This window comes from Sphingobacteruim zhuxiongii (assembly GCF_009557615.1).
Classification (GTDB): Bacteria; Bacteroidota; Bacteroidia; order Sphingobacteriales; family Sphingobacteriaceae; genus Sphingobacterium; species Sphingobacterium zhuxiongii.
Genome location: NZ_CP045652.1, coordinates 2,676,624 through 2,696,992 on the forward strand (window position 1 = coordinate 2,676,624; position 20,369 = coordinate 2,696,992).

The following is a 20,369-nucleotide window of genomic DNA, read 5'->3' on the forward strand; positions in this document are numbered from 1 at the left end:
TCAATGATTATGATGAATATTTTAAAGGCGGGCGTATTATTTTCCGCGCTTGCACTGGGTACATTCAACTTCTCGGCAACAATTCCTGATGAAGGAATGTTTCCGCTGAGTGAACTGAGCCGTGCAGGATTAAAAAAAGCAGGATTAAAAATTAGTGAGAAGGACATTTACAATCCTGGTCAAATAGGTTTAGTTGATGCCCTTGTCCAAGTTAGTGGATGTACAGGTTCATTTGTTTCTAGAACCGGATTAATCATTACAAACCATCACTGTGCTTTCTCAGCTGTTCAATTAGCTTCCACTCCAGAGCACAATTATTTGCAGAATGGATTTGTCGCTAATTCGCATGAACAAGAAATACAAGCAAAAGGTTTAACAATTCGTATCACAGACTCTTACGAAGATGTATCAAAAGAAGTACTCGAAGCGGTTGCTCAAGTTAGCGATCCGATTCAACGTATTGATATTATAAACAAAAAGCGCATAGAACTAGCGAAAGCTGCCGAGTCAGCCGATCCTACAATAAAAGCAGAAGTTTCGGAAATGTTTATTGGAAAGAGCTATGTGTTATTCAAATATAAGACGATCGAAGATGTTCGTTTAGTTTATATTCCACGTCGAGATATCGGAGAATTTGGCGGTGAAACGGATAACTGGGTATGGCCTCGTCATACTGGAGATTTCTCTTTCCTACGTGCCTATGTAGGTCCCGATGGGAAGTCAGCAAAATATGCGAAAGAAAATGTACCTTTTACGCCGAAAAAACATTTAAAGATCAATCCTAAAGGTGTTAATGAGAACGACTTTGTATTTATCTTAGGCTATCCTGGAAGAACATTTCGTCATCGCCCTGCTCAGTACATTGAATACCAGCAGAAATTCTTATTACCGTATACCTCAGAATTATATGATTTTCAAAATCAACAAATGCTTCTTGCAGGAAAAGACGATAAATCGACTGAATTAGCATTAGCGACACGTATCAAACGTAATGCAAATGTGATGAAAAACTATCGTGGAAAATTAAAAGGTCTCCGCAATATTGATCTCATCAACAGCAAAGAAATTGAAGACAAAGCTTTAGCGGATTTCATTCAAAGTAAACCTCAATTAAAGCAAAAGTACGGTAGCTTAATGGCCGATATCGAGAAGCATTATGCCGTTGTATTTGGAGATGCGGAGAAAGAACTATGGTACAATAACATTTATTCCGGAATTCGCATGCTTCAAGTTTCGAGTTTGGTAAACTCATTCAAAGAAGCTTTAGGAAAAGAGCTGTCTACAGCAAAACGAGAGCAGCTTTTTAAGATTAATATCGATCAATTTAAGAAACAATTACTTCCACTCTATGAGGGTTATAATGTTTCGGTCGATAAAACTATTGGTGGGCATATGCTCGAGCAAGCTTTCCAACTTCAGGGTGCGAACCGTATTTCCGCTGTCGCGAGCAAACAGTTCAAATCACAACAAGATGCCTCGAACTTTATACAATCAGCGATTGATAAATCAGCGATGAACAACGTTGATAAATTCGTAAACGATGTATTGAAAAATGCGAGCACTTTGATGTCCTACAATGACGATTTATTAACGTTTCAAGATGAGCTTTATAAGGAAACAGAGCCTTTCCGTGAGGAACAAAAACGTCGTGAGGGTAATCTAAATAAACTCATGGCTGACTATGTTGCAGTTAAAGAGCAATTCCAATCGAAGAACTTTATTCCTGATGCTAATTCTACGCTTCGCTTAACTTTTGGAAATATCAAGGGATATAGTCCAGTGGATGCGACTTATATGGAACCCTTTACAACGGTTCGCGGATTAATTGAAAAAGGCAATTCAGGTGCACCTGAATTCGCTTATCCACAAGCTATTAAACAAAACTGGTTAGATAAAAACTTCGGTAGTTACTTCAAAAAGGAAATTAATGATGTGCCTGTAAACATATTATACAATATGGATACTACAGGTGGTAATTCAGGTTCTCCAATTATGAATGCGCATGGAGAACTAATCGGTGTCAATTTTGACCGCGCTTATGATGCAACTATCAATGACTTCGCTTGGAATGAAAGCTACAGCCGCTCCATCGGCGTAGATATTCGCTATGTTTTGTGGATCGCGGATAAAGTCGATAATGCACAGTTTATTTTGAGAGAACTTGCGATTTAGAAGGGAGTAGATAGTAGTGAGTATTTAGTAATGAGTATCGAGTATTGGGATGTAAAACATCTATTTAGATTTAGCTTCGATACATACTTAAAAAGACCTATGACGTTTAATTGTCATAGGTCTTTTCTCTGATTACAAGATACTGAAATGCTAATAGTCGTCTACTTCTTTGTTCTACTAAAATTCTAATATATTGCGCCTATACGTCTACCTACTAATTACTAAATACTAAACACTTTCTAATATCTACTATTTGGTAATATTTTTAGAAAAAGGCAGATACATCGGTAGTGCTGCAGAGCCGTACCAATTATAAATTTTAAAGTTAAGCAAGTTATTTTTTATAGCGGGGTCAGTTTTTAGCAAGGTTTCTAAATCGGCTTGGCTTGCTACATTTTGGAAGATAAACAGACCGCGGAAACTATCATCATTTTTACCGAAGGGACCTGCAACAATTAGTTTATCTTCTTCAACTAATCGGTTGATATTGGCCATATGACCTTGAAAGCTTGTATTTATAAACTCTTTATCCTTCGTCTGATTTGTCCCCGTCGTTAGAACCACAAAGAAAAATGATTTCATTCCTCGTTCATCAGCACCTAATTTCTTAGCTAGAGCTTCATCATAATTACTATTTTCGGGAATATGTGCCGTATTCGGATTTGGGTTACTTTGGCGAATCATTTTATAACTGATTTCTTTTTCTCCCGCTCCAATGCTAACGCGGATGCTGTCGGCACTTATTTTTTGGTAAAGGATTTTCTTTGGGAAATCATGTTCTGGATTAAGGAATAGCATGTAGTTTTCACCAACAGATCCTTGAAATGCAATAGTTTTCCCTTGATTCTGACCAATTACACTTGCTTCAAGTTTAAGTTTCTGGTCATCAACTTTCAGATCTAGGTATTCCATCATGGTCATTCCCGTCTTGTCCGAAAGAGAATACGAAAAACCTTTTAAATGGGACTCATTCAATATGTCCCATCGTTCGAACTGACTCTTTCCTTCGACCTTCCAAGTTCCTGAGAAGAATGAGGATACCTTTTCTTGCGCCTGCGTTACTTGCAATGCAAGAAATGTAATGAAGCTGATTGCGTATTTCATCATATAAAAATCTAGAGCAAACATAAATAAAAGCCTCAATAACTTAAAAGCCCTTTTTTCTGTCTGCCCTAGAAACTACAATTAAACTAAGCTTGTCTCCACATCTGCGTATTCGTGGATATATTTTTCAACCATGTCGACCATTTTCTCACTGCCGATAATCAATGGTGTTCTTTGGTGTAATTCTTTCGGATCGATATCAAGGATCGGCATGCGCCCCGTTGTTGCTTTTCCACCAGCTTGCTCGGCGATAAATGCTAAGGGATTGCATTCATACATCAAGCGGAGTTTTCCTTTAGGATATTGCACTGTTGCAGGGTATAGAAAAATCCCTCCTTGAATCATATTCCTGTGGAAATCGGCTACTAATGACCCTATGTAACGAGACGAAAAGGGTCTATTGGTTGTTGGATCGATTTCTTTACAGTATTGTAAATAATGCTTAATTGCGGAAGAGAACTGGTTATAATTGCTCTCATTGACCGAGTATACATGTCCGTCTTTAGGTATCGTCAAGGCCGGATGAGATAGGCAAAATTCCCCGATTGAAGGATCGAGTGTAAATCCATCCACGCCTCTTCCGGTCGTATACACCAACACGGTTGAAGAACCATAGATAACATATCCCGCTGCTACTTGCTGACGCCCTGATTGTGCGAAATCCTCCTTATCGAGTTCCCCTTCTACGGTTTTACGTTTATAAATCGAAAAGATTGTACCGACGGAGACATTGGAATCAATGTTTGAAGAGCCATCCAATGGATCGAAATAAACCATGTATTTCCCGAGACGGTAATGTTTACCTTTGGTCAAATCGATACCGTCTTCATGCTCTTCGGAAGCGAGGTAACAGCATTCGCCGCCACGTTTAAGCGCATCCATAAAATGATTATCAGCAAAAACATCGAGTTTTTGTTGTTCCTCACCCTGGACGTTGCAATTACCATGTTTCCCGAGAATATCGGCTAATCCCGCCTTGTTGACTTCGCGATGAACAATCTTGGCAGCAAGAGAGATGGCCTGCAATAAGCGCGTAAATTCACCTTTTGCAGTCGGAAATTGAGCTTGTTGCTCAATAATAAATTGTTCTAATGTTTGTATACTCATTATTCTATCCGCTTTTAGCGATTAAGCTTCTAATTTGACATACTGTGCATAATTTTCTTCGAACATGCCGTTTAACTTTTCAGCCATTTCGACATAGCCTTCCTGGTTTGCCCAAACACGTTTTGGATTCAAGAGATCAGCGGGAACCCCCGGACATTCTCTAGGCATTTGAAGATTAAAGGTTGGATGCAATTCGAAGCCTGCTTCGCCAATTACATTTTCCATGGCACTGCGAATCAGCTGACGGGTATAAGCCAATTGGATTCTACGTCCAACTCCGTATGGCCCTGCGACCCAGCCTGTGTTCACTAGCCAAACTTGAATATCTTTATGGTTTTCCAATCGTTGTTTTAACATTTCGGCGTAACGCATCGGGTGTAGAGGAAGAAATGCTGCCCCAAAGCAAGCCGAGAATGTTGCTGTTGGAGTCTTTACGCCCATCTCTGTCCCAGCAACCTTCGCTGTATAACCATTGATAAAATAGAACATAGCCTGCTCTGCTGTCAACTTCGAAATTGGAGGTAATACTCCAAAAGCATCTGCGCTTAAGAAAAAGATATGTTTAGGCGCATTGCAGCAATTCTTATTACTAATATTCTCTATAAACTCCAGTGGATACGAAACCCTTAAATTCTCTGTAATGCTAATATCATTGTAATCAATCTCTCGCGTTCCAGGCTTAAATTTGGCATTTTCAATTAATGCACCGAACTTGATCGCATTGAAGATTTGTGGCTCATGTTGTTTTGTTAATCCAATTCCTTTTGCATAACAACCACCTTCGAAGTTGAAAATTTCATTCTCTGCCCAGCCATGTTCATCATCGCCAATTAGAAAACGTCCTTCGTCAGATGAAAGCGTCGTTTTCCCAGTACCTGATAGACCAAAGAACAATGCGGTATCATTATTTTTGCCCACGTTCGCAGAGCAGTGCATAGTCAATACATTGTGCTTTAACGGCAAAAGATAATTCAACGCACTAAATACGCCTTTCTTAATTTCACCAGTATATGCTGTACCAATAATCAAAATAACTTGACGGGTTAAGTCGACAGCGACACAATGTGCCGTTGGTAAGTCGAGCTCTTCATAATCTGCTATCTGTAATTCCGATGCCACCAACACTGTCCAATCGATACGTGCTTGTTTCTCGATATCGGTTTCAATAAACATATTGTCTACAAAATGGCTTTGAATGGGTGTTTCGCAAACCACGAGAACCTGTTGCGCATACGCTTTATGATTGCAGGCTTGTACAGAACGGATGTAAAGTGGAATTTCGGAAAGATAATTTGAAACACGGTTTTGGAGCTCATCAAATAGGGCGACAGTCATCCCTTTATTTACTTTACCCCAGTTTACTTGGTCTAAAGTAAATTCGTCCTTAACGATAAAACGGGACTCTGGTGAGCGCCCCGTAAATTTCCCTGTAGCGAAACTTAATGCACCACTATCGGTAAGAGATCCTTGATTTTGTTTGACAGCATGTTCAACGAGTTCTGGTACTGGCAGTTGAACATAGATGGGCTCTTTGGGTCGAATGCCTAGAGCTTCCAATTGAATACTGATTACGTTTGTCATTATATAGGCTTTATTTTGCGACAAATCTAGATATATTTTTAGCAAGGAAAAAAGAAAATTTAGCATATTGTAGGAAATACACAATTTCAATTACCTGTATATCAATTGTTTAAAATTTAAAAAAATATCAACTCGTTTTAGCTAAAAAATAGAATTATCCTTTAGCAGGATGTCTATTTTTGATTTCGAACAATATAGGTCTATACAAACGGATAAAATACGTGTAGCTATGCAGTTACAGTGCTGTTTCCATGTTGTAACATGTAATTTTTTACAAGAATTATCATAAATACGTCAAATCGATAAAATCGCTCTTTCATATTCGAATAATAAAGCTGTTATTTGCATAACTTTTTGAACAAACTAATACAAAAGTCAGAAAGTAAGAACTATGAAATCATCAATACAAGGTTTTCTGTTTTTTATAATTACACTACTCAGTATATCAACTGCTTGGGCGCAGGAAACTATTACTGTAAAGGGTAGAGTTATGAATGCAGAGACCTACGAAGCGATCCCCTATGCCTCTATCAGCATAATTGGAACAACGAAAGAATCTGGAACTTCGTCGACAGCGAATGGTACATTTACGTTGGCTGTTCCGAGTAAACTCAATAAATTACGTATTAGTTCTGTAGGGTTCGACAGCGAAGAATTTGTTATTACAACCGATAATGCTGGTAATGCTAAGGTATTTCTTTTTCCATCAAACAAAATCGAAGCGGTTGTTATTAAACGTCCACGCCGGGGGAAATACTCTAATAAAAATAATCCAGCGGTAGAATTAATCCGCCAAGTTGTAGCTCATCGGGATCAGAACCGTTTAACTGGGCAGTCCTTTGCTGAGTTTAATCAATATGAGAAAATTAGCTTAGGCCTGAGTAACCTGGATAATAAATTCAAGAATAAAAAAGTCTTTAAGAAATATCAGTTTTTGTTTCAAGACGACGATACAACAAGTGTAAATGGAAAATATGTTCTTCCGGCTTATATGGAAGAAAAATTCTCGAAGGTCTACTATAGAAAAGATCCGAATGCCAAAAAACAATACGTGATGGCAGAGAAAAAAGCGGAATTTGATCCTAAGTTTGTTGATAACGATGGTTTGAGTAAATATTTCAATAGACTTTATGATGAAGTTGAAATCTATGATAATAATATTGAGATTTTAACGAATCAATTTTTAAGTCCTATTGCGAATAGTGCTCCCACTTTTTACCGCTTCTATATCACGGATACGATTAAGACTACACAACCTAATTTAGTGGAGCTTAGTTTCTTCCCTCGGAATAAAAATGATTTATTATTTACTGGAAAGCTATATATCACATTAGATGGGAATTATGCAGTTCAGCGTGCTGCAATGACAGTAGCTGATGATATCAACTTAAATTTTGTACGCGATTTAGATATCGAGTTAGCTTTTAACAAAGATCATAACAACAAGTTTTACTTAAGCAAATCAAGTTTAGGAATTGATTTTGCGATTACTGGCAAAGGAAAGGGTATAAAAGGGAAACGTGTTGTCCTCATTAACGACTATCAACAAGGCTTAAAGCGCTCGGATAGCACCTATTTAGTTCCTGACATTTACCTTGTCAAGAAAGTGGAAGAAATTGCAAATGAACCAGAAAGCTATTGGGCTTCGATACGTCCAGAGCCTTTGAGTAAATCGGAAAACTTAATCTATCATAATATCGATAGTTTACAGCAAATGCCTTCCTTCCGTACGTTTATGGACATTAGTGCCTTAGTTTTATCGGGATATAAACAAGCTGGCCCGGTGGAAATTGGTCCAGTCAATACGTTCTATTCCTATAACCCAGTAGAGGGTTTCAGATTGCGTGTTGGAGGTCGTACAACTGATCGATTGAGTAAACGCTTTTATCTAGAAGGCTATACGGCCTATGGTTTTGATGATCAAAAATGGAAATATTTTATGGCTGGAACTTATTCGTTAAACAATAAGTCGATCTATAATTTCCCACAACACTATATTCGTGTATCAGCATCTTATGACACTAAAATTCCAGGTCAGAAGTTAGAGTTTATTCAAGAAGATAATGTTTTGTTATCGTTTAAACGCGGAGAGAACCAAAGCTACCTTTACAATGAAGAGTATCGCGTAGATTACAAGGTTGAGTTTAGCAATAACTTCTCCGTAAACGCAGGTCTTGGTCGTTGGAAACAAACACCGGCAGGGGTATTATCTTATCGACTACCGCAGGCTGATGGGGGTTTTGAGAATTTGGCAAACCTTCAGTCGACTGAATTCAATGTCGGTCTTCGATATGCACCAAAAGAGGAATATTATCAAGGTAAATTATACCGTACCCCTCTTTTTAATAAATACCCAGTCATTACAATGAATTACACAGCGGGTATTAAAGGTTTGCTGGGTGGAGACTATAACTATCATTCCTTGTCAGCGAATATATTTAAACGCTTCTACTTATCTCAACTTGGATATGCAGATGTGACTCTCGATGGAGCCTATACATTTGGTAGCAATATTCCATATCCGTTATTGAATATTCATCGCGCAAACCAAACATACGCATACCAATTGCAATCATACAACTTGATGAACTTTATGGAGTTTGTGTCTGATCACCATGCGGGAATCAATGTGCAATACTACATGAACGGTTTTATCTTCAATAAGATCCCATTGTTGAAAAAACTAAAACTTCGCGAAGTATTTAGTTTCAAAGGTGTCTATGGCGGATTAAGAGATGCTAACAATCCTTCTCTAAACAATTCGGTATTTGCATGGCAGACGAATGGCAAAGGTGAACAATCTAGCTTCACTTTCGGAAGCGAACCATACATGGAAGCTAGTGCCGGTATATCAAATATCTTTAAAATCTTACGTGTCGATTTGGTAAAACGTCTGAACTATTTGGATAACCCTGATGCTCCAGAATGGGGAATTCGAGCGAGAATAAAATTTGACTTTTAACGTATTTTTCGATCAACATAATATGTAACTCGAAAAACTCAGTAAACAATAGATTGAAACATTAAAATTAAGTTTGGCATTTTTCGGAATGTCAGACTTTTTTTTATATTCTATAGATTAGAAAGTCATGCCTTTTTATTGCTGATTAGATCATTCTTAGCATGTTCCTAGACAAAAATTACGCAACGGATTGATTCGCTTCAATATTGATACTTAATCGTTTTTAACGAATAAAAATTCAAAAAAGTTTGCATTCGAATGTCTGATGCATTACATTTGTTTTATTAATAATATGAAGATCACTCGCACATACCATTACAGTATCCATCATCGCCATTGTGGCGATAGATATTAGTATTGGCTCTACGTGAGACAACATTCCCCCCGGATCGTATTTTATTATTAATTCTTTACTTACAAAAACCGACATTTTGAAAAATCTGAAAATTGCTATCCAGAAATCGGGTAGATTAAATGAAAAATCTGTACAACTCCTAAAAAACTGCGGACTAGACTTCGAAAACTATAAAAGTTCCTTAATCACGACTGTTTCTAATTTTAACTTGGAAATCTTATTCCTTCGCGATGATGATATTCCTGGATATGTGGAGCAAGGCATTGCGGATTTGGGTATCGTCGGCGAGAATGTCATCGATGAAACACAATCGAAAGTACAATATTTACAGCGTTTAGGATTTGGGAAGTGCACGCTAAAATTAGCAATTGCAAAAGACTCCCCAATCGAACGTCTAGAAGACCTAAATGGCAAATCAATCGCAACCTCCTACCCTAACATCCTTCAACAATTTCTTAACGATTATAAAATTCAAGCAGACATTCAAGAGATTTCTGGCTCTGTTGAAATTGCACCAGGTTTAGGCTTGAGTGATGCGATTTGTGATATCGTTTCAACTGGCGGAACTTTAAAGAGTAATGGATTAAAACCATTTGCTGATGTTCGTTCTTCGGAGGCTATTCTAATCGCTAGAGATGGCATTGAAGAGAATCCGATTATTTGCGAGCTCCTACAACGCGTTCAATCCGTATTACGTGCAAAAGAGACTAAGTATGTGGTATTAAATGTCGAAAAGAATAACTTGGATCAAATTACTGATTTATTGCATGGTGTAAAGAGTCCGACAGTCGTTCCATTGGCTGAAGAAGGCTGGGTTGCTGTACACACAGTAATCTCAGAGGATGATTTCTGGGAAAAAATCAATAAGTTGAAAGCTGCCGGAGCTCAAGGTATCGTCGTGATGCCAATTGAAAAAATTATCTTGTAAAATGCTAAAAACATATTTATATCAAGATCTGGATCAGGCAAAGATTCAAGAACTGATTAATAGAAATACCGACCCGAACAATTCGATTCAAGATACTGTCTTGGGAATTGTGGAGGAAGTCAAAACACATGGCGACGCTGCTTTAAAGAATTACGCTGCCAAGTTTGACAAAGTTGAATTGGATAAACTATTTCTTGATGCTTCCGATATTGAAGAATTAGCAATGGGAATATCCCGTGATCAAATGCGAGCTTTGGAAATTGCCTTCCAAAATATTCATAAATTTCACTCCTACCAGACTAAACGTGAGCGTACAGTAGAGACAATGCCAGGCGTTACTTGCTGGCGCGAATTACGACCAATTGAAAAAGTAGGGTTATATATCCCTGGAGGATCAGCTGTTTTACCGAGTACATTATTGATGTTAGGTATTCCGGCGAGAATTGCGGGTTGTCGAGAAATTGTTGTCTGCTCACCTCCTCAAAACAATGGGAAAATAAATGGATTTGTTGCCTATTGCTTAAAGCTATTACGTATTGAACGCGTCTATCTTGTTGGTGGTGCACAAGCTGTAGCAGCTATGGCATTCGGTACCGAAAGTATTCCGAAAGTGAATAAGATCTTTGGTCCGGGAAATCAATTCGTTACCAAAGCAAAAAGCTTAATTCAAGGAATTACCGATGTGGCAATTGATATGCCCGCCGGACCTTCAGAAGTGCTTGTTATCGCCGATGAATCCGCGAATCCTGCATTTGTTGCTGCAGATTTATTAGCGCAAGCTGAGCATGGAGCTGATAGTCAAGCTGTTTTGACGACTACTTCAGCAAGTATTGCTGAGAAAGTCAACAAAGAGCTGATTAGTCAATTAGCTATTTTACCGCGTAAAGAATTAGCCGCTAAAGCTATAGAAAACTCTTACGTAGTGATTTGCGATGATTTGCAAACTTGCATGAGTTTCTCCAATGCTTATGCACCTGAGCATCTTATCATCGAATCTGATCAATGGAAATCTTTAGTGAATAAAGTAGTCAATGCTGGCTCTGTATTTTTAGGCCATTTAACACCAGAAAGCGCAGGAGATTATGCTTCTGGAACCAATCATACACTTCCTACATCAGGTTACGCACGATCCTATTCCGGGGTATCGGTGGATTCTTTTGTCAAAAAGATTACATTCCAACACATCACTGAGCAAGGTCTTGATCAAATCGGATCAACGGTAGAAATACTAGCCGAATTGGAAGGACTACAAGCACATAAGAATGCGGTAAGCATTCGTAAAAAAGCTTAATAAAAAAAGGAGTCGCAGATCACTACGACTCCTTTCTATATTTCTTAGACCTTATTTTTTCTTCTTTTTAGCACTCTTCTTATCGTCGCCAACAATCTTACTATAGATTTCTGATATTGCCTTTTTCAGCTTTACGAAAGACTTTGCCTTTTTCTTATCTTGCTTTTTAGGTTTCGCTTCCTTAGCCTTCTTATCCGATTTCTTAGAGTCGTTCTTTTTACTCTTAGCCTTATTCTCTTTTTTAGCTTTGTCCGACTTCTTGTCTTTAGATTTTTTATCATCTTTCGAAGACTTCGCAACTTTATCTGCTTTCTTCTCGTCTTTCTTGACTTTGACCTCTTTAACTGGTAGGGCCTCTTTGTAAGATGCTTCTTTCTCTAACTTAGCCGCCTGCGTTGCCGTTACTTTCTCCACGGTCTTCGTCTCTACCGGCTTTGTCGTAGCTATAGTAGCTTTTGCAGGCGTTTTTCCAACTGCTTTCACTGCACCTACTTTTTTAGCAGGATCTGCCTTTGCCTCCGGGCTTTTTGCACCCAAGCCTTCACCTTGTCCTTTCGTCGCTGTTGTCACTTTTGAAGCTCCTGCTGCTGCAACTGCCTTCGTTGAGGCAGATACTTTAGCTGATGGAGAAGTTGCCGCCTGCGGCTTCTTTGCTGCCGTTTTTGGTGCAGCAGTTTTAGCTGGCGCTGTTGGCTTTACCGTGGTTGTATTTGAACTTGCACTTGCCGGTTTCGCAGCTGTAGTAGACGCTGGCTTTGCAGCTGGTTTTGCAGCTATTGTAGTTTTTGCTTTCGCGGCTCCAGTCACTGGTTTTGAAGCTGTCGTTGTCGCTTTTGCTGTTATAGGTTTTGCACTTGCTGAAGATACTGGTTTTGCTGCTACTGGTTTAGTCGCAGCTGTTGTAGCTTTCGTTGCAGCAGGCTTCTTTGCTGTACTTACAGTTTTAGTTGCTGGCTTAGCAGCCGCATTTGTTTCTTTCTTATCATCAACAATGGGAGTTGACGAATTATTAGCATTTGTTGGTTCTGCCATATTCTTTGATTATTAGCGTTTCTGTAATCTAATGATGTATTCTTAATAGTTTTTCTCGGTCCCTCTGAATTAAGTAATCCCTAATCTCAGATTCTTCCAGAAGGTTATTAATATGACTATCCTTCTGACAACTACCTCCTTAAAAACCATAATATACCAAAAATGTTTGCAATAAGTTAAGCATTTAAACTTTTTATAGTTTCAGAGGTCAATAAGAATCATTACATTTGCATCCTATACATAATGGGGTCGACCGGAATTGACAGGGTAGCGATGGTTATGTAAGCATGCAGTGCATTGTTAGTCTAGCACTTAAATCTGAACTTTCAACTTTATAACTGGCGAAGAAAACTACGCCTTAGCTGCTTAAGTTAGACTTAACATAGCTATTTGTCCCGTTAGATCCTGTTCTTTGGTTTAACATCCGGGGCATCGAACAATAGAACTGGTCCTTGCGATGTTGCTAAGTAAGGACGAGAAACAGCAACTACGGAGAACGGTATAGGTACGCGACTCACCTTCCCTCTCCCGACAATTAAAGAGAAGCTAAGCATGTAGAAAGCGTAGATCATACTATGTTTGGACGAGGGTTCGAATCCCTCCGGCTCCACAAGTGATTGTGCTAAAGAGGTAATTATCAACTAATTACCTCTTTTTTTATTTTATATGGTCACGATTTTGGTCACGACTATTGTTATCTTTTGTTTAGTCGAAAGACAAACCCAAGATTCAACCCGCTAAAATTATTAAATGATGCTTGAGCCTTAACCCCTCTTGAAATATTGACAGCAACCCATGCGCCCAGCAAAGTGCTGTTTTCATATTCATTCGACTTTGACGCATATTCTTTTTTAACGCCTACGTTCGCTCCAACTGATAGTACGGTAAGTTTGTAACCAGGCTTAACATACAAGCCGTACTCATTACCCCCTCCATCGAACGAATATACCCCCCAACACCAGCAATAATTCTACGTAAGTAGTCGTTGGACCCTTTGAAAATACTTATTTCATACTCTGCCGATACTGGAGTTCCTTTTGACAACCCAATATGCAAACCAACTCCGTGATCAAGATACGTTTGCGATTTAGCACTGAGGTATGTAAAAGCTGATATACACAAAGGAACATCCGAAGATTTTAAGAGTGTTCTAGGTTTCGATTTGTCAAGACATAAGATAAATACCAGAAAAGACCAGATCTATAGAAACTGTGTACACCCTGAAACGGGCAAACATGTACTTGATTGCGCATTAGGAACAATGAAAAAATTTGAACAAATAGGACTCTTCGCTTCATGACCATCCAAGAAAAAGCAGATATGATAATAGCCTATCTCCAGGAGAATAGGTTATCAAATGAGCAGATGCTGGAAGTACTCTCCATAGCAAGGAAGAAACTCGAAGCCATCAAAGCCGAGGAGCAATTAAACAAACCGAATAAGCAAGCCAAACTTTTCACAATATGACCCCACTAATATACGCAGGGCTAGACAGGCCATTTAGAATGGCCTTCACCAACAGGTACCAAGACCCTATAGTCTACACTGTATACGAACTGATGAACGTCACACAGGAAGAAATAGCAAGCAAATCAAGACTTCGAAAGCTATCAGTTGCTAGGTGTCTCATCTCCTATTTTCTAAGACGTGATACTTCAATGTCATTGCTCGAGATTGGCGAGGTTTTCGGCGGTCGCGATCACAGCACAGTAATCTATCAGATTAATCAGTACAAAGACTTGTACACTACTGATAAGCATTTCAGAAGCTTAGCGGATAAGATACAATCTAGGTTAGCGAACTATGACCAAAAACGGTCAAAATCCCGAATATGACAGGTATAAGTCATAACATATATGGTTGAACAACTAAAAAAGAGGAATGAAAGAACTAAAAGTCAAAACATCTCGCTGTGAGTTCCTCTTGCTTGACGGCAAGGACAACATTACAGAGCGATTAGCTGAATTGCTTAAGGAATAGGAGCATTATGCGGTCGAAAAATGGAGGTTAAATGGAGTTAAAATGAAAGGGAGGGGACCGGCTATATAAGATTATACGTTTAAAATGAGTTACAAAAGTATATTTGACGTTAATTTGGTATGCTTATTTTTATAAATATTTGAGGCATAGAATTTTCATCTATAGCAAGCACATCAATTAATTTCAAAGATTTAATCATATTTGCGGTGGCCTTCTTGTAATGTTTGAAATGAGGTGTATTTAAATGCGCCTGGTAAGCATTTTCGTCAGCATATATCTCTAGTATTCTTATTTGATTAGGATTATCTTTAAAAAACATGGGTAGATTGAAATAACTCCAGGCTCTAATCGTACAGACGCTTCGGATTCATATTTAAGTATGGCTTTGTATTCATCAATAAAACCTGCCTCTATTTCAATTTCCGCAATTCTGACAATCATCTTTTCTGCGGTAAAACTGCTCTGCTTTTGCTGGGTCCGTCCTCACGACATACAAAGAATAACAAACGGTAGAATTATAAATACTATTCTTTTACCTCTCATTAATTTACATTTGGATTTTATACAAACTTACATAAAATGTCATATGTATTAAGGTAACTTCCCAACTTTCTACAAGCCTAACCACCCCTTTAGACTTAGTTAATAATATGATAAATGAAATCTCCAACGTTTTTACCAAAATGATATTCGAGAATTAAATATTTCGTTTCTTAGGTATCCTAGATTGATCATATATAATCAAATAAAGAAGACATCCTAGTATGTTAAGAATCACCAAAACTAAAATCCACAAGAATTTCTGGTACATGAGCAGCTTGTCATTCATTACAACTTTAAAAATTGTATAGACGATTATCGCTATAAATACAATAATTGAGTAAATAAATAAGATGTTCGAGATAATAGAAACGGTTACCACTGGCTAATTTTTAATAATACTACACAAATTTAGGTTTAAAATTATAAATGGGAATACTTTACCTTAGATATAAAATAAGTCAACTACCGCCGACAAGCCACCGCGAAAGCGATTGAAAGGGCTGTGGAAATTTATTATGCTAAGTAGTATATTTGCACGCACTAACTTTCATTTTAATGGATAAGATTTCAGATAAGGGTTATTACATTTTAAATGTTTATAATAAATTAAAAGAAAAAGACCCTAAATGGGAGCAAATAGAAGTATTGCTAGCAGTTTTAGAGGATATGATTAAAAAATGGGAGGCTGAACAATGTTTCACAAAAGAATGCTCGGATCTATGCGTAGAAATTGTAAACAAATTCCGTAACGCTATATTACAAAGGGATCAAACAATTTCCATAGATATGTCTCATATTTATAGTTTCGAAAAATTTATGTCAGTTAAATAAGATCCAAGCCTAACCACCCAGTTAGGCTTTTTCGTTTACATTACTTAACTTTAAGTATGTGCTACCATACATCACACCCCGACGAAAAAGCATTACGCAAAGAATTTAAATCTCTAGGCGTGCAATATAAGCGAGATGAAATTTTCCATGTATCAGGATTTTCACGACCATTTCTTCCTGTGACGCTAAATAGCTCCCCTAAAGTTATCCGTGAGGCTCGATGGAAGCTTATACCTTTTTGGGTAAAGACCGAAACAGACGCTGCTAAATATGCCAATACTCTGAATGCAGAAAGTGAAAGCATATTCGAAAAGGCTAGCTATAAGAACTATATCACTAAGAATCGAGGGCTGTTATACGTCAATGGATTTTATGAACCTCATAAAGTGAAGGGTGTGAAGGAAACGGAAAATTACTATATCTACCAACCTGATAAGAAAATCTTTACTCTCGGTGTAGTTTATTCGGATTTTACAGACCAAGATACAGGCGAAACCTATCCTACCTTTTCTATTATCACCACTCCAGCAAATCCATTACTGGAAGAAATCCACAACGAAAAGAAAAGAATGCCTTTAATTATTGGAGAGAAAGACAGTGACGCATGGTTATTTGCTGAAGGTAAAGACGAAATACAAAACCTTATGCAACCCTTCAATGGTGAACTAGGCTCTCACCAAGTTTACCGCGTTACTGGAGCGCGCGGCGAAGATACCAACCATCCTGATATACAGAAAGCTATTTGATTTTAACGTTTTCACTCTTGACAATTTACTAATATTTTTAGTAAACTTGCAAGAATGAAACCATTGGAGATCCATTGTCGAAATAGAGTGATGTATGCGAAGATATCGGTGCGCGACCGTGGGTCTGGCCGACGCGATTATGTGTTGACCGGAAAGGATGGAATTTCGCTGTATGTATTTACCAAAGAGAAAGGCCATTGGAAATGTACATTAGGATATCTTGACGAGGATATCAAAGAAGCCGTTGTCAACGCGCTGATTATCCGATTCGATAAAACAATCTGTGACATATTCTATTACAAAGGCGAACGCAAATTGGTTGAAGTGCGCGAGAAACAGGGCAATCTATGGCATATTTATGTTAACCTCCATTATGTAGCGACGATTTCCTACGATAAATTTACCAAGAGATTCGAATACAACCTAGAAGATGAAACCGGAGTCGTCACTGACGATCACATCCGGAAGTATATTGGGAAGATTGGAACAGGCGAGATCTCCTGGTATAAAGTGGATAGATAATAAAAAAGCCCCTGAGTTAGGGGCTAATTGATGTTAATCATGACCTTCTGTCTTTACTATTTTATTGTAAATGCCCAGAAGTAAAAAAGGCGCTGCCCATTGGCCAATAAATAGTGCGTCCTTATCGACCTTCCCCCTACTACATTTTAGAGCGGCGGATACGCCCATCGCCAACAATGCGGCGCCCAAGAATACTACAGATGGAATTTTTGCAGTTTGACTCTCAATAGTCTTACTTACTCTGTCTTCGTTTGCTGTGTCTAGTGCTATGTTCTAAAAATTTAGTGTGTTATATACATTAGAACACACTGAATAAGAATGAGTTTTAAAAAAAATGAATTAAAGCTAAACAGATTGCAAACATTTCATTATTCCGTTTGTCGTATAATTGATTCCAAACATTGCAAAACATTGATGCTCGTAACAAATAATGTTTTTAGCTCCGCGAACGTGGAGCTTTTTTTGTGTACGTTATTTAATCGAATCGCCGGAAGGGTATAGAATACGAAAAGCCCCTTTTTCCCTACAAAGGGGCTTTTCTTTGTTTTTCACACACACACTTCCTGACTTAAGTGCTCTCCTATATGTCAACGTTAGATATGCTTGATTATTATACTTGTAAAAAAATTTTCGTTTGAAAAAGAAAACCCCGTAGGTGGGGTAATTTAAACCTGATTGAGGTATATCTTTAGCTCAAATGTAACACCTGCGCACTCCGTGTCGAATTCATCACGAATATTTAAATAGAATTCAAGCTTAATTTTTTCTTGCTGGAAGCCAATATGGTTGATACTTCCTTTTGGTAGACTTCCCCGTTTTTCAGACCAATTAAAAATGTTAAATTAGTTTGTTAAACATTATGAAGAAGAGCAAATTTTCAGAGCATCAGATTGTCAGTATTCTAAAGGAATATGAATCCGGTAAATCGACACGCGACATTTGTCGGGAACATGGTATTACATCATCCACTTTCTATCAATGGAAGCAAAAGTATGGCGGTATGGATGCCCAGCATTTGAAAGAGTTGAAAGCATTACAAGAAGAAAATAGCCGTTTAAAGCGAATGTTTGCTGATTTGAGCTTGGATCATCGTATTTTAAAAGACATCATTGAAAAAAAGCTTTAAAGCTCTGTGAACGTAAAGAGCTGATTGAAGGTGTAATTGAAGCGGAAGGGATCAGTATCCATAGAGCCTGCAAAATTGTTTGCATGAGTCGTAGTATGTACTACTATGCTCATAAAAAAGATGACCAGATCATTATTGATAAACTGATGGATCTCTCAACGAAATATCCTACACGAGGATTTGAAACTTACTTTGGTAAGATCCGAATGGAGGGTCTTCTATGGAATCGAAAAAGAGTGCTTCGTGTATATCGTAATATTAATTTAAAGCTTAGAGTGAAGCGAAAACGACGCCTACCAGCTAGAATCAAAGAACGATTATTTGTTCCAGGTTCCATTAATGACACCTGGTCGATCGATTTCATGAGCGATTCTCTAGCTAATGGGAGAAGGTTTAGAGTTATCAATATTATTGATGATTATAATCGAGAAGCCTTACTTAACGAAGCATATTATTCTATTCCTGCAACAAGGTTGGTGCAAAAAATACAAGAATTACTGTTACACAGAGCAAAACCAAAGCGTATCAGAACGGATAATGGACCAGAATTTATAGCGAAAGTTTTCAAAGATTTTTGTAGCGATCATGGAATAGAAATACAATATATCCAACCTGGCAAGCCTGCTCAAAATGCTTATATTGAGCGCTTCAATCGTACATTCAGAGAAGATGTGTTAGACGCTTATTTATTTGAATCAATCAGCCACGTAAATGCACTGGCCTATGAATGGCAGATTGATTACAATAGTAATCATCCTCACAAAGCTTTAAATGGATTAAGCCCATGGTTATACGCTGAAGAACAATTGGTTTCTTAATACGGGTTTTTATATTTATTCACTGTTTGAAAAAGGGTAAGGCTACAACCCTACAGCTTCCTAAACTATTAAATCGACCAAGACTCTCCCGTTTGAAATATGCGTTTGGTAAACGAGAAACGATCAAATATAACGATCAACATTTTTAGGGATACCAGCTATGTGAACATAGTAACCAAATGCAATTAATTTTTGTACGTCGGAATTAATTATACATATTAACGCCAGCTCCATCAAAAACGTTTATGTTTGGCTCTTGATGGATTACTAATATTTTTAGTAAATTTGCGTAATGGGACCGCTAATAGTTTATTACAAAAACAAAGTTCTTACTATAGCAATCAAGAGCCTCAAGCAGGGCTTTGGACTTGATATCTACATGCTTACTGGAAAGGATCGGCGCACCTTCTACCTATTCCAAAAAGTTGGCAATAAATGGACACACACGTCCGGTGAACTCCCCTCAATTCTTATTGAAGCCATGATTGATGCGCTAATTTTAAGATATAATTTTGGCGTGGTTAAGGTATTTTGGTTTAGAGGTCAGCGACAGATCGTTGAGGTTTACCATCCTAACGGAGGTGGCGGTTGGGTGATTAAGATCAACTATTACTACATGGGATCAATAACCTACAATCCTGACGGAAATCGTTTCCGATGGTACATTCTCAACTCTAGCTGGCTTAAGGAAAAACATATGCTATATTTTATCGAGTTGATCAAGAAAGGGAAAATCGAGTCGCCCCAAGCGTATAGAATAGCAAAAAGCCTCCACGAATAGGAAATATTGCAATTAGTGAAAAAACTTTCATGTGGGATAATGCCTAAAAATTTAAATAGAATTGAAGCTTAGCTTTTTCTTGCTCAAAGCCAATATAGTTGAAACTTCCTGTTTCGTAATATGCAGATGCTCTGAAATTTCATATTGTTTAAATCCTTCCAGATGCATCGCAAATATCTCATACTCTTTTTCAGATAAGCTATTAACTGCACGCAACAATTCCTCCGCCTGACATGTTGAAAGTTTGTCCAATTCAAACTTCCTTTCTAGTATTTTAAACAATAATTTCTCCTTGTCTCAAGAGCATTTTACCCTTGCTAGTTATTAAGTATTTACACGTGGCTGTACTACTAGAGTGGGTTATTAGACCATCTTCTACCATTACCGAGATACAAATATCAAAGCCAGGGTATAATTCTATTTTTTCTAGACATTGTTCGTTGAAAATCTTGTCTAGCAAAGTCTTTTTTAGAGAAAGTGTGTGCAATCG

Annotated in this window: 18 protein-coding genes and 1 other RNA gene; 12 read left to right on the top strand and 7 right to left on the bottom strand. The window is 37.9% G+C overall.

Annotated elements, in window-relative coordinates:
- Nucleotides 1–12: 12 nt before the first annotated feature.
- Nucleotides 13–2,172 carry a S46 family peptidase gene (locus tag GFH32_RS11465; RefSeq protein WP_153513063.1) on the top strand — a complete coding sequence of 720 codons (2,160 nt, stop codon included), beginning with the start codon at nucleotides 13–15 and terminating at the stop codon, nucleotides 2,170–2,172.
- 249 nt (nucleotides 2,173–2,421) lie between these two features.
- Here GFH32_RS11465 and GFH32_RS18410 read toward each other — a convergent pair whose 3' ends face one another.
- The 3 genes from GFH32_RS18410 to pckA form a co-directional block, all read right to left on the bottom strand.
- The gene (locus tag GFH32_RS18410; protein ID WP_202111296.1) at nucleotides 2,422–3,279 is read right to left on the bottom strand and encodes a YciI family protein; all 858 of its coding nucleotides are present in this window, start codon (nucleotides 3,277–3,279) and stop codon (nucleotides 2,422–2,424) included.
- Between the two features lie 78 nt (nucleotides 3,280–3,357).
- Nucleotides 3,358–4,386 carry a class 1 fructose-bisphosphatase gene (gene fbp, locus GFH32_RS11475; protein ID WP_153511736.1) on the bottom strand — a complete coding sequence of 343 codons (1,029 nt, stop codon included), beginning with the start codon at nucleotides 4,384–4,386 and terminating at the stop codon, nucleotides 3,358–3,360.
- 18 nt (nucleotides 4,387–4,404) lie between these two features.
- Nucleotides 4,405–5,964, bottom strand: coding sequence for a phosphoenolpyruvate carboxykinase (ATP) (pckA, locus tag GFH32_RS11480; protein WP_153511737.1), 1,560 nt, complete (start codon nucleotides 5,962–5,964; stop codon nucleotides 4,405–4,407).
- 391 nt (nucleotides 5,965–6,355) lie between these two features.
- Between pckA and GFH32_RS11485 the strand changes: the two genes are divergently transcribed.
- The 3 genes from GFH32_RS11485 (at nucleotide 6,356) to hisD (ending at nucleotide 11,500) form a co-directional block, all read left to right on the top strand.
- Nucleotides 6,356–8,926, top strand: a complete 2,571-nt coding sequence (locus GFH32_RS11485; RefSeq protein ID WP_153511738.1) for a DUF5686 and carboxypeptidase-like regulatory domain-containing protein — start codon at nucleotides 6,356–6,358, stop codon at nucleotides 8,924–8,926.
- Nucleotides 8,927–9,357: 431 nt separating this feature from the next.
- The gene (hisG, locus tag GFH32_RS11490) at nucleotides 9,358–10,209 is read left to right on the top strand and encodes an ATP phosphoribosyltransferase (protein WP_153511739.1); all 852 of its coding nucleotides are present in this window, start codon (nucleotides 9,358–9,360) and stop codon (nucleotides 10,207–10,209) included.
- Between the two features lies 1 nt (nucleotide 10,210).
- Nucleotides 10,211–11,500 (top strand): histidinol dehydrogenase, encoded by a 1,290-nt coding sequence (gene hisD / locus GFH32_RS11495; RefSeq protein ID WP_153511740.1) that lies wholly within the window; start codon nucleotides 10,211–10,213, stop codon nucleotides 11,498–11,500.
- A 51-nt stretch (nucleotides 11,501–11,551) separates the two neighbouring features.
- Here the strand turns inward: hisD and GFH32_RS11500 are convergent, their stop codons facing one another.
- On the bottom strand, nucleotides 11,552–12,532 hold the full coding sequence (locus GFH32_RS11500) for a hypothetical protein (RefSeq protein WP_153511741.1): 981 nt from the start codon (nucleotides 12,530–12,532) through the stop codon (nucleotides 11,552–11,554).
- A 245-nt stretch (nucleotides 12,533–12,777) separates the two neighbouring features.
- On the opposite strand from GFH32_RS11500, the gene ssrA reads away from it, so the two are divergent.
- Nucleotides 12,778–13,145: a transfer-messenger RNA gene (gene ssrA, locus GFH32_RS11505) on the top strand.
- A 245-nt stretch (nucleotides 13,146–13,390) separates the two neighbouring features.
- On the opposite strand, the gene GFH32_RS11510 is transcribed toward ssrA, so the two are convergent.
- Nucleotides 13,391–13,654: a hypothetical protein gene (locus tag GFH32_RS11510; protein ID WP_153511742.1), complete on the bottom strand. Its 264-nt coding sequence runs from the start codon at nucleotides 13,652–13,654 to the stop codon at nucleotides 13,391–13,393.
- 383 nt (nucleotides 13,655–14,037) lie between these two features.
- Between GFH32_RS11510 and GFH32_RS11515 the strand changes: the two genes are divergently transcribed.
- Entirely contained in the window at nucleotides 14,038–14,367 is a 330-nt protein-coding gene (locus tag GFH32_RS11515) for a helix-turn-helix domain-containing protein (RefSeq protein WP_228384263.1), read from the top strand.
- 254 nt (nucleotides 14,368–14,621) lie between these two features.
- Here the strand turns inward: GFH32_RS11515 and GFH32_RS18415 are convergent, their stop codons facing one another.
- A complete protein-coding gene (locus GFH32_RS18415) occupies nucleotides 14,622–14,831 on the bottom strand; it encodes a putative quinol monooxygenase (RefSeq protein ID WP_228384122.1) in 210 nt (69 codons plus the stop codon).
- Nucleotides 14,832–15,610: 779 nt separating this feature from the next.
- Between GFH32_RS18415 and GFH32_RS11530 the strand changes: the two genes are divergently transcribed.
- From GFH32_RS11530 to GFH32_RS11555, 6 genes are all read left to right on the top strand, one after another.
- Complete coding sequence (locus GFH32_RS11530) at nucleotides 15,611–15,886, top strand: hypothetical protein (RefSeq protein ID WP_153511745.1); 276 nt, start codon at nucleotides 15,611–15,613, stop codon at nucleotides 15,884–15,886.
- Nucleotides 15,887–15,942: 56 nt separating this feature from the next.
- Entirely contained in the window at nucleotides 15,943–16,632 is a 690-nt protein-coding gene (locus GFH32_RS11535) for an SOS response-associated peptidase (protein WP_153511746.1), read from the top strand.
- A gap of 54 nt (nucleotides 16,633–16,686) precedes the next feature.
- Nucleotides 16,687–17,154: a hypothetical protein gene (locus GFH32_RS11540; RefSeq protein WP_153511747.1), complete on the top strand. Its 468-nt coding sequence runs from the start codon at nucleotides 16,687–16,689 to the stop codon at nucleotides 17,152–17,154.
- An 859-nt stretch (nucleotides 17,155–18,013) separates the two neighbouring features.
- Nucleotides 18,014–18,280, top strand: coding sequence for a transposase (locus GFH32_RS18420; RefSeq protein WP_228384123.1), 267 nt, complete (start codon nucleotides 18,014–18,016; stop codon nucleotides 18,278–18,280).
- A 20-nt stretch (nucleotides 18,281–18,300) separates the two neighbouring features.
- Complete coding sequence (locus GFH32_RS11550) at nucleotides 18,301–19,098, top strand: IS3 family transposase (RefSeq protein ID WP_317162879.1); 798 nt, start codon at nucleotides 18,301–18,303, stop codon at nucleotides 19,096–19,098.
- Between the two features lie 292 nt (nucleotides 19,099–19,390).
- On the top strand, nucleotides 19,391–19,879 hold the full coding sequence (locus tag GFH32_RS11555) for a hypothetical protein (protein WP_153511750.1): 489 nt from the start codon (nucleotides 19,391–19,393) through the stop codon (nucleotides 19,877–19,879).
- A gap of 51 nt (nucleotides 19,880–19,930) precedes the next feature.
- On the opposite strand, the gene GFH32_RS18660 is transcribed toward GFH32_RS11555, so the two are convergent.
- A complete protein-coding gene (locus tag GFH32_RS18660; protein ID WP_153511751.1) occupies nucleotides 19,931–20,161 on the bottom strand; it encodes a sigma factor-like helix-turn-helix DNA-binding protein in 231 nt (76 codons plus the stop codon).
- Nucleotides 20,162–20,369: the final 208 nt, after the last annotated feature.